This window comes from Candidatus Nitrospira salsa, assembly GCF_965152625.1.
In genome coordinates, this window is sequence record NZ_CBCUCO010000002.1 from 1,453,831 (window position 1) to 1,471,805 (window position 17,975).

The following is a 17,975-nucleotide window of genomic DNA, read 5'->3' on the forward strand; positions in this document are numbered from 1 at the left end:
GAGCGTTCCATCACGTGACATAGGGACAGTGTTGTTCGCGGATGTGTTGGTCAAAGTCCTCTTTGAAATATTTGAGTCCACTTTTTAATGGTTCCATGGCTCCAGGAGCATGAGCACAAAACGTATGGCCTGGGCCTAAGAAGCGTGTATGTTGATGAAGGGTTTCAAGATCAGCAACGGTTCCTCTTCCCAGCTCAAGATCCGAGAGCAACCGTTCAGTCCACGGAAGTCCTTCTCGACAAGGAGTGCACCACCCGCATGATTCTTGAGCAAAGAAATGTTCGAGATTGTGGATAAATGCGACTGGACAAGTTCGGTCGTCTAGGATAATCATCGTTCCCGTACCCAACCGGCTACCGGCTTGGGGTACCGACTCAAAATCCATCTCAAGGTCCAAGTGTTGTTCAACTAAAAAGGCCGTCGACGCCCCGCCTGGCAACACTCCACGAAAGCGAAAACCGTCCTGCATCCCGCCTGCATGTTCTTCGAGTATTTCTCGAAGCGGCGTGCCAATTGGAAGTTCCCACACTCCCGGCCGACGAACCTTTCCACTTACTCCATAGAGTTTGGTGCCTCCATCGTTGGCGAATCCTAGTCTTTGATACTCCTCTGCGCCACGAGTGATAATATGAGGCACGTTCGACAGCGTTTCGACATTCTGAACAATAGTCGGTTTTCCCCACAGCCCACAGGCCTGAGGATAAGGCGGTTTATCTCGAGGAATGACCGGTTTTCCTTCCAACGCGTTGAGTAGGGCGGTTTCTTCTCCACAAATATAACGTCCAGCGCTTGTGTGAACATGCACCTCGAAGCTGAAATCGGAATTCAGAATGTTCTGGCCGAGGTATCCCTGTTCTTTCGCTTCGTCTATGGCCTGTTGTAACCGGGTAGCGGCAAGATGATAAGCCCATCGAAGAAAAATGTATCCCACCTGAGCTTGGATCGCATACGCACTCACTATCATCCCTTCGATGACGAGATGTGGATGACCTTCCAGCAGGAGTCGATCTTTAAAGCTTCCGGGTTCCATTTCATCGGCATTGGCAACAAGATATTTGGGAGAAGGTGCGTCATTCCCCATGGGCACGAATCCCCATTTTTTCCCAGTGGGAAACCCCGCCCCTCCCCGCCCACGAAGATTGGAGTCCGTCACGAGTTGCTGCACATCGTGCGGTGTCATCTCCTGGATCGTCTTGTGTACCGACTCGTATCCACCTTTCCTCGTATATTCAGTCAATGACAACGGGTTACGGTTGAGGTCGATATGCTGTGTCAGTGGACGTGCTTGCATGATTGTTCTCAGTCTTGAACTTCATGGTGTACAGATGGTTGAGAGGATTTGCCTAGATACTATCTCCGAAACTTTCATTCGAATTGCTCCAAAATCTCATCGATGTTTTCTAGCGTGAGGTTCCCATAGATCTCATGATCAACCATCATGGCTGGAGCTCGGTCACATGCACCCAAACACACGATGGGTAAGAGGGTGAAGCGTCCATTCGCACTGGTTTTCCCTAATTCAAGTTGTTGGTGACTTTTGAAATGTGTCTGAAGTTGGGTGCATCCCATGACCCAACAGCTAATGCTATCGCAGAGAAGAATGACATGACGTCCGACGGGTTTCCGAAAAATAAGATTGTAGAAGGTCGCAACAGCATCCAATTCCGCCGGAGTCATGTCTAAACAACCCGCGACCGCTTCTAAGTCCTCATCAGAGACCCATCCTTCTCGTTCTTGAACGATTTTCAAAGCCTGAAGACATGCAGCACGTTTGTGTGGATACTGTCGACTTTCTCGTGCAATCTGGTGTCGCTCTGCCTCAGTTAACATTCTGTTTCTCTCTTTACTCTTCTAACATTCGTATGACATCGATAAACGAAGAACCCATTTCAAACTGAAGATGTTGTCATCGGTCCACATCCGCAAGCACATAGTCCACACTTCCGAGAATAGCCACCAGATCGGACAATAAGAACCCACGAGACATACATGGGACCATCTGAAGGTGTGGAAATGAGGGAGTCCGAATTCGTGCACGATAGGCCCAGGCTTCACCATCGCTAATGAGATAATAGCTATTGAGACCTTTGGTGGCTTCAATACCGACACTCACCTCGCCAGGCGGGATGACTGGCCCCCAACTCACACTCAGAAAATGTGCAATCAATGTTTCGATGTCGACCATCGTCCGTTCTTTCAAGGGAGGCGTAGTGAGCGGATGATCGGCTTTGTACGGGCCCGCGGGCATTCCCTCAAGGCATTGTTGAATAATACGAAGACTTTGACGCATCTCTTCGACACGAACAATTCCACGGTCATAGCAGTCGCCGCGTGCGGCCACCGGTATCTCAAAATCGAAATATTCATATCCTGAGTAGGGTCTGGCCTTCCGGAAATCCCATTCACAACCTGTCGCACGGAGTCCTGGTCCGGTGATTCCCCATGCAATAGCCTGTTCTTGAGTGTAATGGCCGATACCTTGAGTTCGAGCCTTAAACAGAGGGTTGTGCAGCACGAGATCATCGTATTCATCTAACCGTGGTGGGAGATACTTCAGAAAGTTCTTGATTAAAGTTTCCCACCCTTCGGGTAAATCCTGCGCGACACCACCAATGCGAAACCATCCTGGATGCATGCGGCCGCCGGTGATCACTTCGACAATCTGAAAAATGTGTTCTCGATCCGTAAACATGTAAAAGACTGGTGATATCTGTCCGACATCCTGAGCAAATGTGCCATACCACACCAAATGACTTGCAATTCGAAACAATTCAGCCATCATGACCCGAATCACTTTCACGCGATCCGGAACCTCGATGCCTGCAAGTTTTTCCACGGCTAACACATAGGGCAATTCATTCATGACCCCGCCAAGATAATCAATGCGATCGGTGTATGGAATGTAGGTATGCCATGTTTGTCGTTCAGCCATCTTTTCAGCACCACGATGATGAAACCCAATGTCGGGGACGATATCCACAATTTCTTCGCCATCAAGTTGAAGAACCAGACGAAGAATGCCGTGGGTACCTGTGTGGGCAGGACCGAGATTCAAAAACATGAAATCTGAATTTTTTCGAACCTGCGTCATGCCCCAATCTTCGGGATTAAATTGCAGGGCACGCTCTTCATCTTGTTGTTTTTCCACCGGAAGGCGAAATTCGCCCATCTCCGTGGCTCGTGCAGGATGGTCTTTTCGTAACGGGTGTCCAGTCCACGTCGAAGGAAGTAAGATTCGTCGCATGTGCGGATGGTTGACAAAATAGATACCAAATAAATCCCAGATTTCACGTTCGTACCAATTGGCAGATGGCCAGATATCAATGATGGAGGGAAGTGAGGGAGCGTCTCCGAGCAAGGCCACCTTTAGGCGAAGGTCTTGATTGCGGTCAAAGGAAAGGACATGATACACCACGGTAAAATCGCTCGGTTGTTGATCGACACGATGGGTTCGGACTCGTTCATCGATGGCCGTCAGGTCATACAGCATGGCATAAGGCTTACTCACCTCATATTGTAAAAATTGAAGTATTGAACGAATCTGATGTGGAGGCACCCACACCGTCGGGACTTCATCGATTGTCGGTTGCCACCACAATTCCGTAGGCTCAAACTGACGTTGCAGTTCTTCGATGATGTCTGGTGTCTGTATAGACCTCATCATGGCTTAACGGGGTTCAGAACACCGATCCCCTTCAACGGTAGAATTCATTGAACGTAGACGATCGATTTGTTGACGTTCACTTCGCTTGAGGTCCCGGCGAATCGGCATGATGGGCTTGTGAACGTCTTGTGACCCAATGGTCCAACTCAATGGCCGTCTTTCTGAGCCGACAGCCTCTTGAAGGACCAGCAATCCTTCCATAAATGTGTGTGGTGGCGGCGGACATCCTGGCAGATACACATCCACAGGCAAAAATTTATCCACTCCCTGGACGACGGAATACACATCGTACATACCTCCTGAATTTGCACAGGAGCCCATCGATATGACCCATCGGGGTTCCATCATTTGCTCGTACAAGCGTTGAATGATCGGAGCCATTTTCATAAATACCGTACCCGCAATGACCAGAACATCAGCTTCTCGTGGGCTCCCACGGACGACCTCAGACCCAAAGCGTGCGATATCGTATCGACTGGTGAGACTCGTCGCCATCTCGATGTAACAACAAGATAGTCCGAAATTCATGGGCCAGAGCGAATTTTTTCTCCCCCATGCAAGAAGATCTTGAAGACGTGCCAGGAACACGGAGCGTTTCACGGCTTCATCGAATGATCCATCTCCTTGTTCAGCCACCTGGGGTACAGATCGAGCATCACGTAACTGCCAATACATGTTAGTCTCCCGTTGACTGTCTTGAAAGATATTGTTGTGAACGTCCCCAATCGAGCGCACCTATTCGCCAAAGATAGAACAGCGCGATGAAAAGAATCGTGATAAACACCGTCATTTCCCAAAACCCAATCCACCCAACTTCTCGGACGGCGACAGCCCACGCGTAGATAAAGACGGCTTCGAGATCAAAAATGACGAACAGCATCGCCAGCAAATAAAATTGGACGGGAACCCGCAAATGACCGGTCCCCGTTGGAGAAATACCTGATTCGTAGGGTTCCTGTGTTGCGCGTTCGCGATGATGTTCTCCCAGAATGTACGAAAGCCCAAGCATACCCCCCACAATAATCACTACCGTTCCGGCATAGAGACCAAGCGGCCAAAGATCATTTAGGGGCATGTCATCATGACTCCATTCCTTTCTCACCGAGGTAGAATTCCACCATTAGCATGAGAAACAACCCATGCCTACTGGAAACAACCCTAGTTCTACATCAGACGTATAAAAGTGAAGGGCTTGTCAGGCAGACAAAACCATACAGGAAGACCTGTCTCGTTCATAATGAACCGGCTTGGCAATCTGTGAAGCCGGTTCAGATACCAAGCATGCGTCTCGATGCTGTCGATGTAATTGGTTCGACAACAGACATCAGACGCTATGGTGTCTCAGATGTTGCTCCAATCATGTCGTGAACTTTTTCGATAATGGCTTGCGCATTAATTCCAAAACGATCCAAGAGTACCTCAGATTTGCCACTTCGAGGAATGGCACGCACCGCAAGTCCATGGACTCGGATGCGCTCTTTCGATACGGCCTTCAACACGGCATCTCCCAGGCCACCATGCTCATAATGATCTTCAATGGTCAGCATTCTTCCCTCGGTGATTCGACCGTGTTCGAGTAAGGCTTCCTGATCAATGGGCTTAATGCTATACAAATCAATGACACGCACGAAAATGCCTTGCTGACGAAGTTCGTCATACGCGGCAAGCGCTTCGAAGAGCGTAATGCCGGCGGTGACGAGGGTCACCACGTCTGCTTCGTTTTCACGTAGGACTTTTGAGCCTCCAATACGAAACGATTCCTGATTGTGATAGAGAATTGGCGTTTTAGGTCGTGTGGTACGAATATACACAGGACCGTCATGTTCTGCAGCGGCTCCGACAGCCCAATGAGTACACACCGCATCGGATGGGTATAGCACCGTCATGTTGGGCTGAGCCGCCATCATCGCAATATCTTCTAGGCCCATTTGGGAAGGACCGTCTTCTCCAATGCTGATCCCAGCATGGGAGCCCATGAGTTTAATGTTTGAATGACCAATGGCGGCCATGCGGATAAAATCATAGGCTCGCGTTAAGAAGCAGGCAAAGGTTGATGCAAATGGGACCTTCCCACTCGAAGCCAGACCCATAGCAACCCCGACCATGTTTTGCTCGGCAATAAACTGTTCAAAAAATCGTTTAGGATGTGATTCGGCAAACTTCTTCACATGAGTGGAATTCTTCACGTCCCCGTCGAGAGCCACCACAGAAGAATTATGTTTCCCTAGTTCTTGTAATGCCGCTCCAAAGGCCTCGCGTGTGGCCACGGCGTCAGTTTGCTCGTATTCCGGAAATGGTAATGCATGATTCGTAGGGCGTGGTGGTGCTGACGAGGGGCTGTGCATTTCGACGCACATCTCAGGAACGTTAGTCTCCAATTGGCTTCGAAGTTCTTGAAGAGCCTTCTCGGTTTCATCGTCATTTAATGCTTTGCCATGTCGTCCCGGTTGGTCCTCTAAAAAAGAAATACCGGCCCCCTTACGAGTTTTCGCTAAAATCACGCTAGGTTGATTTTCGATAGTCGCGGCTTCTTGGAAAGCATTGACAAGCTCGTGCAGATCGTGGCCGTCAATGACCATGGGGTGCCACCCACATGCTGCCCATCTGTCGTGATATGCCTCCATATGATGTTCATGAATTGTTGGACCAGATTGTCCAAGTCGATTGATATCAACAATGGCACACAAATTATCCAGCTGGTAATGGCTGGCGATTTCAGCGGCCTCCCAGACGGATCCTTCGGTACATTCGCCGTCACCAAGGAGCACGTAGGTTCGAGCTGAGAGGTGATCAAGATATTTTGCATTTAACGCCATGCCGACCCCAGCAGAGAGCCCTTGGCCAAGCGAGCCAGTCGGAACTTGAACAAATGGTAATCGTGGCGTCGGATGACCTTCGAGATCAGAATCAATTTGTCGGAGTTGGCGCAAGTCTTCTGGATCCAGAAATCCAGCTTCAGCCCAAGCAGCATAGAGAAGCGGCGCGGCATGTCCTTTAGAAAGAATAAATCGATCATTGGCGACGTTCTTTGGATCCTTCACATCATGGTGCAGGACATGAAAAAATAATGTCGCCACGATATCCGCCGCCGAACAGCAACTTGTGGGATGTCCGCTTCCAGCGTTGGATGTCGCTTGAACACTATGAATTCGAAGTTGTGTAGCTTTGTGGCGTAGTCCTCGAATAAGAGTCTCCGAAACCGCTTCAACGTTATCACCGATGAAGATGCTCATAATTATTGCTCCTTTGGTAGATCCGACATAAGCCGTGGACTGTTTCCCATGATAAGTGTAGAAAAAAGTTTGATACACTAGGCAAAACCCTAGGTCGTGCAGTGCATGATCTTAATGATCACTTCATGTCTCATGAGTCATACACTCGTTCATTACATGACTCATTCCCCAAAACCAGTAACAAAGGACTGGGAGTCGATGATCGATCATAAGACAATTAATGGTTTGTCTTAATTGAATCGATCTTTGAGATAACATGGACATATTGAAGATCCTTACCCTCGTTTCCCAGTTCCTCAGTTCAAGGGTTTTCCGCAGTTACTTTCTGGGATAATAGGAGGTAGAGTATGACTTTCAGGAAGCTTGACCAATCAAGTCCATCGATATGATCGATAAATAGAGATAAAACAATTCAGGATTTTTTAGGGTGAGTCCATGGATGAGAAATAACGATGTTTTCAACTGACATCAAGAAGGACGACTGGAGTGAGTTTTTTGATGATTTCACTCATGCTCACCAGAGTTGGCTCGTGAGAATGACAAACATGGGTGCGGATTCTGGGGTGCTGGGTTGGGAAAACGAGTTGCCATTTGAAGGCTTGACTCTTCAATTAGACAATGGGATCACGTGTATATCTATCATCGTACGACAAGATTCTGTCCCTCCCGGACATCTTCTCCATAGCGTCAATGGCGCGACTCAGATCACGCTTGAACAATCCGAAGATAATGAACACCTCAGGCTGCATATCAAGGCCATGAATAATGTCATCACGACTTTTGCATTCCGTCGAGCTGCTGTTCCTGATCAGCAAACGAAACCCGCAAATCCAAAGCCTAGTTTGTAGTTGGATTGTCAGCGCAAGAATGACGACTTCGCGAGAATAACATGCCCCATCGACAAACTATGTCACCCTCAGAAGTATCGAGCGAGCCTGCTCCGTAATCGGTTGATCTGGAAAATTTACAGAGAAGTCAGTCCTCTACTCGTTCATGAGCTTCCAAAAAGAAGACCTATCCTGCAAGAATGTTTTATTGTTCATCCCGACTATGAATATGAGCAGGAGGATAAGTGGCCTCAATGGCGGTGAAATCTTCAAGAATAGTGAAACTGTGACTTGCACCTTTAGGAATAAGCCATGAATCACCAGGATCCAATATCATCATTTGCCCTTCAATCTGAAGTTCTGCACGACCTTTAATGACATATCCGACAGTCTCATATTGACGGGCCGTGGGTGGTTTTGACTCACCTGAGGCCTCATGTTCCCATAAACGCATGGAAAGGTTTTTGCCTGTTACAAGGTATTTTTGCCCCATCTTTCCTTTAGGAGCATGATCGGCACACACTTTTTTGATTGTCGAATCTACCATCGTTATGTTCCTCCAACGTTCTCGTGACTCATTGAATATATAGGCGTAATGTTTTGTAGAAAGCGTGAATGCATGAAACATTTTTTCATAAATTTTTTCTTAGGCACATCATCATACCATCAAGAGTATCTGAGGATGAGATAACAGATAACTAGTCAAAACCCTGGGAAGAAGCACCCAGATGGTTAGTCGATGAAACCAGAGTCCGTTGTTACGGCAGAACATTAAAATAGCGGAGAATTGTCTTTTTCATCTAAGGCTCGACAGGGACCCAGGATAGTCATAAGTACAATTCCTTGACCTAACGTGGATGACGCCCGTATATGCCGACGCCACTTTTTGGGGACCACCAGAGATTGAGAGGATGATTCGGCGGCAAGAAAATTTTGAGATGACCCTTCACTGGGAACGATGACCGATTCATTTTTATCAAATTGGTTTACATTGTTTAGGTCACCCTGCTCCCAATCAATTCGACGCTCTCCATCAAATTCTCTGTTCTTTTTCTCTATCTCGGCTTTTAACCATCGAGCAAACATCATAGCCATGCCAACAAGAAGAAACAGAACAAAATACACAAAAGGCTCAATTGCCATCTTTTTCACATCCTATAGCTAAGGTTTGTTTGGTGTATCTTCAGAATCGGCTATGGACTCTCTCATGGTCGTGTCTGCTTGAACATTCTTCATGCGATAATAATCCATAATGCCTAAATTTCCATGACGAAATGCTTCGGCCATCGCTTTGGGAACTTCTGCCTCCGCTTCAATCACTCGTGCACGCATTTCCTGTTCAAGAGCAACAGCCATCGCACGACGTTCTTCGGCTTTGGCTTGTGCAATTTGCTTGTCGGCGTTAGCTTGATCGATTTGAAGTTTGGCACCAATATTCTCCCCCACATCGACATCAGCAATATCAATAGACAAAATTTCAAAGGCCGTACCGGCATCCAACCCTTTTTCTAAAATATGTTTTGAAATTTCATCTGGATTTTCCAGCACATCTTTGTGGGTTGCTGACGAGCCAATGGTACTCACCATGCCTTCGCCTACTCGGGCTATCACGGTCTCCTCTCCGGCCCCACCAACCAGGCGATCAATGTTGGCTCTCACTGTGACACGTGAATTCACGATCAGCTGAATGCCATCTTTGGCAACGGCGGTTATCCGCGGGGTTTCAATCACTTTCGGGAGTACCGACATTTGTACAGCTTCAAGCACGTCTCGACCAGCTAAATCAATGGCGGCAGCCCGTTTAAATGGCATCGGAATATTGGCTTTATCTGCAGAGATCATGGCATTGACCACCCTCACAACATCACCTCCCGCCAAAAAGTGAGCTTCGAGATCGTTGATGGGAATTGTTAAGCCGGCCTTCACCGCACTAATTCGAGCAGTCACAACGGTGGCAGGTGGAACGCGACGAAATCGCATACCAATGAGTGTTAGCAAACCAACGTATGCGTTTGAAGCCCAAGCAGCAATCCACAAGGGAATGGGAATTAAATAGAGAATGCCAGCTAAAATCGTAAAAACAATAAGAAGAAGACCGACGGTGCCGACTATTTGCGTTTCCAATTCCATTACGACTTCCCCCTCTCCTTCTCGCCCAGTGCGATTTGTCTTACCACAATCCGGTTCCCATCTACTTGCACGATCGTGACCGATTGCCCTGCTTCGATAAATTCTCCTTCAGAAACCACATCGAGCCGTTCGCCATCAAAATGAGCGATACCAGAAGGACGAAGTGCCGATGCGACAATCCCTTTCGTCCCAACCCTGGGTTGATAGTCCCCTTCGTTCGAATCATATTCCTCTTTCGGCAACAAGGCCGTTTTAAGCACAAGATTATTTCCTAATGGAAGATGAGGAAGAAAACGTAAGAGGAGAAGACCAAGCACGATCGCCAGAATAATTGAAAGTGCGACTTGTCCGATCGAGGTGACGATGGCTTCCCAGGATGCCCCCGCTCCGATGAGACTCAAGGCAAATCCAGCAAGGAGCGAGACAATTCCCAAAATCCCTGCGACTCCGAAACCTGGGACCACAAAAATTTCTAGGCCGATACCAATAAGACCGAGTCCAACGAATAACAGTTCTTCCCAACCAGCAAGATGAACCAGCCCATGCCCTCCAAAAAATAATATCAGACTCATGAGCCCCAGGACGCCTGGAATGCCGAACCCTGGGGCCCTCATTTCGATAAAGAGGCCAAGCATTCCCATCGTCATGAGCAACGAGCTCACAAGTGGATGCGTCAGAAATCTGACAAGACTTTCAGCCCAAGTCTGTGTCGCATGTCGAATTTCTGCATCAGATAAATTAAGAGACTGTAGCACTGACTCAAGACTATTGGCTTGCAGATCAGCGATAGTCAGATTCAAGGCTTCTTTTGTGGTCAGAGTCAGCAATTTTCCTCTGGCAATAACATCAGGAATGACGACATCTGCATCGACCATTGCTTCCGCCAGGAGAGGGGGACGTTTTCTGCTTTCTGCCGTTCCTCGAAACTCCTTTCTAATGTAGGAAATTGTTTTTTCGGACGCCGTATTGGCGGACGTTCCAGGAAGTCCCATTTGCACAGGAGTGGCTGCTCCAATCGTAGCTCCTTCAGCCATAATGATACGTTCCGTGGCCAAACTGATCAGGGCACCGGCAGAAATCGCTCGCTTATTAATAAACGCCACAGTTGGAATTTTTGACGTTAACAGTGCATCTCGAATGATCACTGCGGCATCAACACGTCCACCAAATGTATTAATGTCCAGAATGAGAGCCTGACTTTTTGCGTCGGTCGCTTCTTGAAGCACTCGTTCCACGAACGGAGCCAAGCCCATATCAATAACTCCCTTGACGGGAACCACATAGACAATCGACGGGGACTGAGCCATTGACAGAGGTGGATCATTGATGAAAAGGCCCCAACACATTCCAGATAGCAAGATAAGCAGAAAAGAAATTTTATAGAGGGCAGGGACGTACACGTGAGGCGGGTTCCTTCACATGGGTTGATCAAGTCCGGCCATGACTGCTGATCTGGATCCTATTAAGACCTTACAATTTAAGACCTTACAATCTGGTCACTCTATCCAACTTTTTATTAATAAGAAAAGCTCATAAGCCGACCGTGGATGAGCTCACGGTCAATACTAGCACAATGCTAATGAGCCAGGCTTTGATTCGAAACCAGACACCATCAACTCGGAGAGGTTGGACATTCTCGACGTATTCAAGAACGTGCAGGAGGGATCACAATTAGAACGTTAGAGGTTAGGAGAACACAAGAAGAATTCTCTTAAAACAGAACAACTCATCACACATGTCCATCATGATGAATAATCAAACCCAGAGTTGGTCATATTCTTCACACCTATCATAATTCAGTTGCCCCCCACACAAAAGGTGGAGGGCTAGCGTCTGAGCTTTCTTGTCAACGATGAATCAAAGCGTCGCATTCTCGCACAGAGACAAAGAGTTGAAGATACTCATTTTGACATTTCCCAAGATCATTTAGCGTAGTTAGGAAGTGAGACACACAATCCGTTTCATTGATCGATCTCTTTTGTGACATCTTAGCTCGAAGGACTACACGGCACATGAAGCGCTACGTATGTACGGCTTATTTCCCACGATAGCCCCATAGAGATCTTAATACAACGCTTAACGATCCAGCCGCAAGGAAAACACACATGAGCCTTCGACGACCTGAATGTGTGATTAGGCAACACTCCCTCTAGGTCAGACCAGAGGAGGATCTTCGGAATCTTCTCCTGTTAGCACTTCGGCCTCTTTCTTCTCCATCGTATCCATTTCACTGATTAACCCTAGTAAGAGCTGGCGGCGTTGCTGGATAGATTTCTGGACGAGGTCGCGAGAAGTTGGTTCTTGAGCCGATTCTGGCATATTGAGAAGGGCTTCGCCCTCGGCCATTGTCGCGAATTTATATCCACTCAATTTCTTCGTCCTTCCATCTACTCGCTTAATGACCTCTTCCGTCTCGTCATCAAATTTTTCAAGTTGCTGAGGATCGACCGGAGTGTGACTTAACTTTTCCAGTTTATCTAATTGCTGTTTGAGTTGATCCACTCGAGATAGTGATGAAAAAGATGCGTTCGTATTTGCCATAAGTTCCTCCATTCCTTGTTCTTATTACAATGCACACCATCTTCGACTTTTCAGCTAAACAAGTCTAAAACAATCGACCTTTACAGTTATACAAAGTTTTTAGCACCAAGGCTACTGGGAAAAACCCTTGAGTGAAGCAGCAAAAAGACGGGACAACTTCGTGAAACTCCATGCTGACGCGATGAATCGTGAGTCAAGCACGAGTGCAGAAAATTTTATCTCGACGTGTACAAATGTACGAGAGGCCATCATGGTTTTGTCTATCTCGTGAACTAGTGATATCTCGATAAAATCAATGAAAGAAAACCAAATTACCAATACTCCATAGAGGTCACGATGAGAAAGCGATTACTACCTGTATACCTAATTGTTATGTGCGCGCTTCTTAACCCTGCATCACAGTCCTTTGCAAATGAATCCGATGATTCTTTGAGGGGGGCCTATAAGGCCAGTGAGTTGATAGGGAAAAATGTGAAAACAATCGAAGAGAAGGATCTTGGGGAAATCCAAGACATTGTCATTGGTAACGAAGGAGAAGTTGGCTATGCGGTGCTTTCATTCGGAGGAGTCCTCGGTATCGGCGATAAGCTCTTTGCGGTCCCGTGGACCTCATTGGCTCATAGTCCTGATGGGGAGTATCTCACGTTAGATGTCGAAGAGAAAAAATTAGAGAATGCTCCTGGCTTTAATAAAGACGATTGGCCCGATATGCAAGATGAACAATGGAAATTAGTGATATTAGAATTTTACCAAGCCCCGCAGACGAATCAAAAAGAGTCGGTCAAAAATTCTAGGTCACTTCCCGACCATACGAATCATGCACATTTTTCCGCATCGCAAGGGTACCTTGTTGGAGGTGAAGGGAAAACCGGTAACAGCGTTCGATATGACGGCTCAATGATTTGGGAAGGTCCTAGTTATGCCACAGTAGATGTTGACCCCAAAGCCAATGAAGGAGTGGTAATGGGGATTGTTCGTACCCATGATCATACCTACACCATCCTGTTTACAGAATTTAACGGGACAGAATCCTTCATGGATGGTGGGATCGCCACAGATTTAACGTTACATGGGACCTCAGGGCAAGGCGCTCCAATATTCCCCAAATTATCAACTCCTGTTGCTGGATGGGGAAAAGCCACGGTGTTTAAAGATGATGATGTCCTGTATAAGCAATATCCAGCTCACTTCATGTTAACTGAAGCGGGACGGGATGAGGAAACCCACCAGGTCCAATTTCTTGAGCCTGATCGGCTGAAGAACTTTATCACCGCCTCAAGCTCAGAGACGTCGAGTGAAAACATGCAAGAGATCAAAGCGGATATTCACAAGACAGAAGATTCCGTGAATCCTCGCACCTTGCAATTGCATATCGTGGCCCATTCCAACGATCAAGATGAGGAAAACATCCCCCCCTATGACAATTTCATTCATTTCATGTGGGATAAGATCACATGGGAGAATGACAAAGAAAAGAGTGAATAACATGTAGTCGGCAACGTTTGATGGAATAAAACCGACTGGTAGAAATGGACAAGATATGACACATGCAGCCGTCAAGGATATTGCGAAAGATTTATCCCAAGAGTTCCCGCGTAGTCCGCGGGAACTCTTGGGAGGATATGTGATCGCCGCTCGAACATTGGATAAATGTCGGGCCGTGCTCAATCACTCTCAAGGAGAATACAAATTTAATTGTCCATTAGATCAAAGATTTTTTGAATTCACCGGCATTAACGCCGAAGAATTTAAAATCTTCGTGGAGTCTGGTGCCTCTGACGATGAGGTGATCTCTTGGATTTCCCAGCATGCGACATCACGACCACGGATTGAGATCATCAAATGGAATAATCAGCTCCGAGGAATGCGTATTGGTGAATTACCGGATGATGCTCAAGAATTTTTAGAAGATTATATTCCCCAACATGTTCCCTCGAATAGACCTGTCTACTGTTGGTTTGATGTCTATGACTTGGAAGAACAACGGTTAACCGCCACTCCTGCGTAGCATGTTGAATAAGACTCTTGCTCTGGTGAGAAATAATCACTCTTCAACAAAGAGAAGAAGTTAAGATCATCAGGAAAACATTCTGAAGCACATTGACGATCGGTAGAGGTGACTGAAGGAGGACAATTGATTCAATGGACAGGCATAGTGGTGGTTGGAGTCGGGATTGGATTAGCGTTGATAGTGGGGACCCTGTATTCCACGGGAAGTGCCGATCTTGCTGTCCACGATCAGCAACCGATTACGTTCAGCCACCAACGTCATGCCGGACAGTTAGGTGTGGCCTGTCAGTTTTGCCATCGTTTTGCCTCAGTCAGTCCTATTGCGGGGGTACCTCCCGTCTCAATTTGTATGACATGCCATCAGTCCATGCCCACTCAACAGCCAGACCTCAAACGGCTCACCCTTTACTGGAATGAACAACGTCCGATACCGTGGATTCGTCTTCAGCGTCTTCCAGATCATGTCTATTTTACGCACGAAATGCATCTTTTCGCAGGAGTGACGTGCCAGGATTGTCATGGGATAGTTGAAAAGATGATGGGCACGCCTCGCGCCTCTACATTTGAGATGGGGTGGTGTCTCACCTGTCATCAGCAACAGCACGCCTCGACCGATTGTTGGACATGCCACAAATAGGTGAACGATGGATATGAATCGCCGAACACTCCTCAAAGTCCTCAGCCTGACCGCAGCAGGATCTGCTCTTCCCGGTTGTGAACGAGAGGTCCATAATTTGGTGCCATATCTGCTTCCTGATGAACAGATCGTGCCTGGTGTCGCAACCTGGTACGCCACGACATGTCAGGAATGTGAAGCTGGTTGCGGCATCCTTGCGCGCGTCATGGAGGGAAGGGTCAAGAAACTCGAAGGAAATCCAGCGCATCCCATTAGCCAGGGCAAACTGTGCGCTCGAGGTCAGGCTGGTCTTCAGGGTGTCTATAATCCTGATCGAGTGAGGGGTCCGCTCAGAAGGGAAGGAGAAAGAGGGAAAGGTCGCTGGCAGGAGATTTCCTGGGAAGAGGGCTTGAGTATTTGGCTCGAACAGTTACACGCACACCATGGCTCCAATTGTCTGATTTCACCACCCGTCAATGGGTCGCTGGCCACATTGTTCCAAAAAGTAACGGAGCACCTGGGGGGCAGAATGATGATTCAGGAGAACCGCGAAATACACACCTTGCGCACAGCCAATGTACTGAGTGTTGGGAAAGACACTCTCCCCTATTATGACATTGGAGAGGCCGATTTCATTTTATCCTTCGGGACGCCTTTTCTGGAACATTGGATTTCTCCCGTCGCCTACGGAAGAGCCTATGGGCAATTTCGTCAAGGCCGTCCTATGGTTCGGGGACGATTTATTCAAGTCGAACCACGACTTTCACTGACGGCCGCCAATGCGGATCGGTGGTTACCGATTACTCCTGGCACAGAAGGTCTGCTTGCCATCGGAATTGGGGCTGTCCTCATTGAACAAAAGTTGACTCGAATGTCGGGTCCGTTACCCCAGTCGCATAAAGATCTTTTTTCTATGTTTTCACTCGAGACAATTGCCATTGAGACCGATCTCTCAGCACAGACCATTCGAGAGCTCGCCGAAGAAGTCGCTTCAGCAGACGCGCCACTTATTCTCGGAGGCGGTCCAGCTGCCAGTCACACTAACGGCACGATCAATGCCATTCTGTTCTTCGCTCTTAATTTTTTATTAGGACGGGTGGATCAACCTGGTGGGGTACAATGGACGTCATCAGCACAATTTCAGATTAAGACAAAAAAGCACGATCGAGCCAGCGATCGCGTCCTTTCCGAGTTGACGGAGGATTTCTCCCAGAATCGTTATCAACTTTTGCAATTGTATCGTGTGAATCCTCTCTTTACCCTTCCTCCCTCGACACAGATTCAGCAACTGTTTTCTCAAGCTAAATTTATCGTGAGTTTCAATTCATTTATTGATGATTCCACCTCCATGGCAGATCTGATTCTTCCGGTTCATGACCCCTTGGAATCCTGGAGCGACGTCATTTCCAGTGAGCATAGCGCTCAACCAACTCTCAGTTTCTCTCAACCCGTGATTCGTCCCCTGTATGACACACGCGACATCGGAGACGTATGGCTGTATGCAGCTCGACAACTCGGAGAACCGCAAACGTTGGAATTTCCTTGGACGTCATTTACCGAGATGATCAAACAAACGTGGTCACCGTATCTTCAGGCACAAGAACCGGACACCTCACCCCAAGACATCTGGCCCCATACGCTACAACGAGGCGGATATTGGCCTGATCGCTATATGGTTTCAGGAACCACCCTACCGCCTGAGGTCATCCCATATGAGTCTCCACAATTTTTAGGAAATTCTGATGAGTATCCTTTTTATTTCTATCCGTTCCCTTCATTGGCCCTGCATGATGGTCGAGGCGCCAATCGTCCATGGCTTCAAGAACTTCCCGATCCGCTGACCACACGAATGTGGGGCAGTTGGGTGGAAATCAATCCTCTTACTGCCAAACAACTCCATATACAGCATGGTGATATCGCTCGAGTCAGCTCTTCGTATGGGTCTGTCGATGCCCCCGTGGTGTACGTCCCTGGACTTCGTCCAGATCTTTTGGCAATGCCGATTGGACAAGGTCATCGTACCTATGGACGGTATGCCAAGGATCGAGGATGTAATCCGTTGACACTGATTGGTCCGGCGTTTGATTCCCTCTCTGGCAGCGTAGCGACGGGAGGCACTCGAGTGAACATCACACGGCTATCCTCTGGATCAGAGCTGGCTCTGTTAGAACAGTCTGGGCAGACGCCCTTTCTTTCCCATCTTCACCAGACAGGAGGACTCTAATGAAAGATGTCTCGACACAATCCGAACCTTCTTCATCCGATTCAGGACCCTATCAATGGCACATGGTTGTCGATCTTGATCGATGCACAGGATGCGAGGCGTGTGTGGTTGCCTGTCATGCAGAAAATAATATTCGCATATCCGGAGAAGCAGAGGCGGCACAAGGTCGTGCCATTAATTGGATACGAATCGAACGATATTGGGAAGGTGAATATCCTGATGTGAAAGTGAAATTTCTTCCAGTCTTATGCCAGCAATGTGACGAGGCCCCGTGCGAACCAGTCTGTCCGGTCTATGCTTCGTACCACACGCCCGACGGTCTCAATGCTCAGGTTTATAACCGATGTGTTGGAGTTCGATACTGTGGAAATAATTGTCCTTATGGTGCTCGCCAGTTTAATTGGATCGAACCACATTGGGATGAACCCTTACACGAACAATTAAACCCTGAGGTTTCTGTACGCCCTGGTGGTGTCATGGAAAAATGTACGTTTTGCGTCCAAAGAATTCGAGCGGCTAAAGAAATAGCCACAAAGGAAGAACGGCGAGTACGTGATGGAGAAGTGACCCCTGCCTGCGTGCAATCCTGTCCCTCTTCCGCCTTGGTCTTTGGAGACAAACAGGACCCCAACAGCCACGTGTCGCGTTTATCCAAGAATGATCGTGGCTTTCATCTTCTTGAGTCGTTAGGCACGAAACCCTCAGTGACGTATCTCCGTCGCCTGTGATC

Annotated in this window: 17 protein-coding genes; 6 read left to right on the plus strand and 11 right to left on the minus strand. The window is 47.7% G+C overall.

Annotated features, from left to right (window positions below; genetic code table 11):
* Positions 1-10 precede the first annotated feature (10 nt).
* The 6 genes from nuoF to ACWQXP_RS08495 all read right to left on the minus strand — a co-directional run bounded on the left by nuoF (position 11) and on the right by ACWQXP_RS08495 (position 6,897).
* Positions 11-1,291 carry an NADH-quinone oxidoreductase subunit NuoF gene (nuoF, locus tag ACWQXP_RS08470; protein WP_454062387.1) on the minus strand — a complete coding sequence of 427 codons (1,281 nt, stop codon included), beginning with the start codon at positions 1,289-1,291 and terminating at the stop codon, positions 11-13.
* A 74-nt stretch (positions 1,292-1,365) separates the two neighbouring features.
* Entirely contained in the window at positions 1,366-1,830 is a 465-nt protein-coding gene (nuoE, locus tag ACWQXP_RS08475) for an NADH-quinone oxidoreductase subunit NuoE (protein WP_454062388.1), read from the minus strand.
* Positions 1,831-1,906: 76 nt separating this feature from the next.
* Positions 1,907-3,664 (minus strand): NADH-quinone oxidoreductase subunit C/D, encoded by a 1,758-nt coding sequence (gene nuoC / locus ACWQXP_RS08480; protein ID WP_454062389.1) that lies wholly within the window; start codon positions 3,662-3,664, stop codon positions 1,907-1,909.
* A gap of 3 nt (positions 3,665-3,667) precedes the next feature.
* The gene (locus ACWQXP_RS08485) at positions 3,668-4,339 is read right to left on the minus strand and encodes a NuoB/complex I 20 kDa subunit family protein (protein WP_454062390.1); all 672 of its coding nucleotides are present in this window, start codon (positions 4,337-4,339) and stop codon (positions 3,668-3,670) included.
* Between the two features lies 1 nt (position 4,340).
* The gene (locus ACWQXP_RS08490; protein WP_454062391.1) at positions 4,341-4,739 is read right to left on the minus strand and encodes an NADH-quinone oxidoreductase subunit A; all 399 of its coding nucleotides are present in this window, start codon (positions 4,737-4,739) and stop codon (positions 4,341-4,343) included.
* Positions 4,740-4,995: 256 nt separating this feature from the next.
* Positions 4,996-6,897 (minus strand): transketolase, encoded by a 1,902-nt coding sequence (locus tag ACWQXP_RS08495; protein ID WP_454062392.1) that lies wholly within the window; start codon positions 6,895-6,897, stop codon positions 4,996-4,998.
* Between the two features lie 452 nt (positions 6,898-7,349).
* On the opposite strand from ACWQXP_RS08495, the gene ACWQXP_RS08500 reads away from it, so the two are divergent.
* A complete protein-coding gene (locus tag ACWQXP_RS08500) occupies positions 7,350-7,745 on the plus strand; it encodes a hypothetical protein (protein ID WP_454062393.1) in 396 nt (131 codons plus the stop codon).
* A gap of 184 nt (positions 7,746-7,929) precedes the next feature.
* Here ACWQXP_RS08500 and ACWQXP_RS08505 read toward each other — a convergent pair whose 3' ends face one another.
* The 5 genes from ACWQXP_RS08505 to ACWQXP_RS08525 all read right to left on the minus strand — a co-directional run bounded on the left by ACWQXP_RS08505 (position 7,930) and on the right by ACWQXP_RS08525 (position 12,395).
* Positions 7,930-8,271 (minus strand): cupin domain-containing protein, encoded by a 342-nt coding sequence (locus ACWQXP_RS08505; protein ID WP_454062394.1) that lies wholly within the window; start codon positions 8,269-8,271, stop codon positions 7,930-7,932.
* A gap of 224 nt (positions 8,272-8,495) precedes the next feature.
* A complete protein-coding gene (locus ACWQXP_RS08510) occupies positions 8,496-8,867 on the minus strand; it encodes a hypothetical protein (RefSeq protein WP_454062395.1) in 372 nt (123 codons plus the stop codon).
* An 18-nt stretch (positions 8,868-8,885) separates the two neighbouring features.
* Entirely contained in the window at positions 8,886-9,854 is a 969-nt protein-coding gene (gene floA, locus ACWQXP_RS08515; RefSeq protein WP_454062396.1) for a flotillin-like protein FloA, read from the minus strand.
* Positions 9,854-11,161: an NfeD family protein gene (locus tag ACWQXP_RS08520; protein ID WP_454062397.1), complete on the minus strand. Its 1,308-nt coding sequence runs from the start codon at positions 11,159-11,161 to the stop codon at positions 9,854-9,856. The genes floA and ACWQXP_RS08520 overlap by 1 nt, the downstream gene beginning before the upstream one ends.
* Positions 11,162-12,008: 847 nt before the next feature.
* Positions 12,009-12,395, minus strand: coding sequence for a hypothetical protein (locus ACWQXP_RS08525; protein WP_454062398.1), 387 nt, complete (start codon positions 12,393-12,395; stop codon positions 12,009-12,011).
* A 372-nt stretch (positions 12,396-12,767) separates the two neighbouring features.
* Here ACWQXP_RS08525 and ACWQXP_RS08530 point away from each other — a divergent pair, with 372 nt between their 5' ends.
* The 5 genes from ACWQXP_RS08530 (at position 12,768) to ACWQXP_RS08550 (ending at position 17,973) form a co-directional block, all read left to right on the plus strand.
* The gene (locus ACWQXP_RS08530; RefSeq protein ID WP_454063010.1) at positions 12,768-13,880 is read left to right on the plus strand and encodes a PRC-barrel domain-containing protein; all 1,113 of its coding nucleotides are present in this window, start codon (positions 12,768-12,770) and stop codon (positions 13,878-13,880) included.
* Between the two features lie 55 nt (positions 13,881-13,935).
* Positions 13,936-14,403, plus strand: a complete 468-nt coding sequence (locus tag ACWQXP_RS08535) for a DUF5069 domain-containing protein (protein ID WP_454062399.1) — start codon at positions 13,936-13,938, stop codon at positions 14,401-14,403.
* Between the two features lie 126 nt (positions 14,404-14,529).
* Entirely contained in the window at positions 14,530-15,042 is a 513-nt protein-coding gene (locus tag ACWQXP_RS08540) for a cytochrome c3 family protein (protein WP_454062400.1), read from the plus strand.
* A gap of 7 nt (positions 15,043-15,049) precedes the next feature.
* On the plus strand, positions 15,050-17,245 hold the full coding sequence (locus ACWQXP_RS08545) for a molybdopterin-containing oxidoreductase family protein (protein WP_454062401.1): 2,196 nt from the start codon (positions 15,050-15,052) through the stop codon (positions 17,243-17,245).
* A complete protein-coding gene (locus ACWQXP_RS08550; RefSeq protein ID WP_454062402.1) occupies positions 17,245-17,973 on the plus strand; it encodes a 4Fe-4S dicluster domain-containing protein in 729 nt (242 codons plus the stop codon). The genes ACWQXP_RS08545 and ACWQXP_RS08550 overlap by 1 nt, the downstream gene beginning before the upstream one ends.
* Positions 17,974-17,975: the final 2 nt, after the last annotated feature.